Origin of the sequence: Kineococcus indalonis, from assembly GCF_009906395.1 — a bacterium.
GTDB lineage: Bacteria > Actinomycetota > Actinomycetes > Actinomycetales > Kineococcaceae > Kineococcus > Kineococcus indalonis.
In genome coordinates, this window is record NZ_JAAALM010000507.1 from 1 (window position 1) to 2893 (window position 2893).

1 protein-coding gene is annotated in these 2893 nt (G+C 74.4%); it reads left to right on the plus strand.

The window, feature by feature from the left end:
* Window positions 1-68: 68 nt before the first annotated feature.
* Window positions 69-2861, plus strand: a complete 2793-nt coding sequence (gene polA, locus GTR00_RS18120; RefSeq protein WP_166612975.1) for a DNA polymerase I — start codon at window positions 69-71, stop codon at window positions 2859-2861.
* Window positions 2862-2893 lie beyond the last annotated feature (32 nt).

Genomic DNA, 2893 nt, shown 5'->3' on the forward strand with positions numbered 1-2893 from the left:
GCCGTGGGCGGGGCGGTGCGCCCGCGCCGCCCCGCCCCGCGTCCGACACCCTGACTACCCTGGCCGACGTGACCCCAGCTGCCGCCTCGACGACCCGCCGCACGGCCCCGCGCACGGCCGCGCGCAGCACCGGCGCCGAGCAGACCCGTCCCCGCCTGCTGCTCGTCGACGGCCACTCGCTGGCCTACCGCGCCTTCTACGCCCTGCCGGTGGAGAACTTCGCCACCAGCACCGGCCAGCCCACCAACGCGGTCTACGGGTTCACGTCCATGCTCATCAACGTCCTGCGCGACGAGGAGCCCACGCACCTCGCCGTCGCCTTCGACGTCTCCCGCAGCACCTTCCGCACCGAGGCCTACGCCGACTACAAGGCCACCCGCCTGAAGAGCCCCGACGAGTTCCGCGGCCAGGTCGAGCTCGTCAAGGAGGTCCTCGAGGCCCTGCGCGTGCCCGTGGTGGAGATGGACGGCTACGAGGCCGACGACGTCATCGCCACCCTCACCGAGAGCGCCGTCGCCGCCGGGTTCGAGGTGCTCATCTCCACCGGCGACCGCGACGCCCTGCAACTGGTGCGCGAGACCGTCACCGTCCTGTACCCGCGCAAGGGCGTCTCCGACCTGCTGCGCATGACCCCCGAGGTGGTCGAGGAGCGCTACGGCGTGCCCCCCGAGCGCTACCCCGACCTCGCCGCCCTCGTTGGGGAGACCTCCGACAACCTGCCCGGCGTGCCCGGCGTGGGCCCCAAGACCGCCGCCAAGTGGATCACCACGTACGACGGCCTCGACGGCGTCATCGCCGACGCCGACCGCATCAAGGGCAAGGCCGGCGAGAGCCTGCGCGCCCACCTCGACGGCGTCATCCGCAACCGCCGCCTCAACGCCCTCGTGCGCGACCTGCCCCTGGCGGTGGCCCCCGACGACCTCGTGCGCCGCGCCTGGGACCGCGAGCAGGTCCACACCGTCTTCGACGGCCTGGAGTTCCGCGTCCTGCGCGACCGCCTCTTCGCCACCCTGGAGTCCGCCGAGCCCGAGACCGAGGCCGGCTTCGGCGTGGACGGCGCGGTCCTGCTGGAGGACGAGGTGGCCCCCTGGCTCACCGAGCACGCCACCGGCCGCACCGGCCTGCACGTGGCCGGGCAGTGGGCCCGCGGCACCGGCGACGTCACGGCCCTGGCGCTCGCCGGCGCCGACGGCGTCGCCGCCTGGATCGACCCCACCGCCCTCACCGACGGCGACGAGCGCGCCCTGGCCGCCTGGCTCGCCGACCCCGCCGCGCCCAAGGTCGCCCACGACGTCAAGGGCCCCAGCCACGCCCTGGCCGCCCGCGGCTGGCCGCTGGCCGGGGTCGTCATGGACACCGCCCTGGCCGCCTACCTGTGCCGCCCCGACCAGCGCAGCTACGACCTCGCCGACCTCGCCGTGCGCCACCTCAAGCGCGAGCTGCGCGCCGAGGGCGCCGGCGCGCAGGAGGCCCCCGCCGGCGACGAGCAGCTCGCCCTGGACGCCGGCGACGGGCCCGTCGGCGCCGAGCAGCACGACCGCGCCGCCGAGCACATGGTCCGCGCCCTGGCCATCAACGAGCTCGCCGACGTCCTGGCCGCCGAGCTGGAGACCCGCGGCGGCACCCGCCTGCTGCGCGACGTGGAGCTGCCGCTGGTCGACGTCCTCGCCCGCGCCGAGCGCGTCGGCATCGCCGTCGACGACGACCTGCTCGCGGAGCTGGAGGGCCACTTCGCCGAGCGCGTGGCCCTCGCCCAGCGCCAGGCGCACGAGGTCATCGGCGCCGAGATCAACCTTGGCTCGCCCAAGCAGCTGCAGACCGTGCTCTTCGACCAGCTGGGCATGCCCAAGACCAAGCGCACCAAGACCGGCTACACCACCGACGCCGACGCCCTGGCCGCCCTGTACGTCAAGACCGAGCACCCGTTCCTGCAGCACCTGCTGGAGCACCGCGACGCCTCCCGGCTGCGCCAGACCGTCGAGGGGCTGCGCAAGTCCGTGGCCGACGACGGCCGGGTGCACACCACCTTCCAGCAGATGATCGCCGCCACCGGCCGGCTGAGCTCGACCGACCCCAACCTGCAGAACATCCCCATCCGCACCGACGAGGGCCGCCGCATCCGCGCCGCCTTCGTCGTCGGCCGCGACGGCGGGGGCACCACCTACGAGAGCCTGCTGACGGCCGACTACTCCCAGATCGAGATGCGCATCATGGCGCACCTGTCCGGCGACGAGGGCCTCATCGCCGCCTTCGCCTCCGGCGAGGACCTGCACCGCTACGTCGGCAGCCGCGTCTTCGGCGTCGCCCCCGCCGAGGTCACCCCCGACATGCGCGCCAAGATCAAGGCGATGTCCTACGGGCTGGCCTACGGGCTGTCCGCCTTCGGCCTGTCGAACCAGCTGAAGATCTCCACCGAGGAGGCCCGCGGCCTCATGGACGACTACTTCGCCCGGTTCGGCGGCGTGCGCGACTACCTGCACGGCGTCGTGGAGGAGGCCCGCCGGGTCGGCTACACCGAGACCATCATGGGGCGGCGCCGCTACCTGCCCGACCTGACCAGCGACAACCGCCAGCGCCGGGAGATGGCCGAGCGCATGGCCCTGAACGCCCCCATCCAGGGCTCGGCCGCCGACATCATCAAGGTCGCCATGCTCGACCTGGACCGCGGCCTGCGCGAGCAGGGGCTGCGCTCGCGGCTGCTGCTGCAGGTGCACGACGAGCTCGTCGTCGAGGTGGCCCCCGGCGAGCGCGAGCGGCTGGAGGACCTGCTGCGGCGCACCATGGCCGGGGCCGCCGACCTCGCGGTGCCCCTGGAGGTCTCCGTCGGTGCGGGCCGCTCCTGGCACGAGGCGGGGCACTGAGCGCGCCCCGGTGCCCGGGCAGGGGCCGGGGC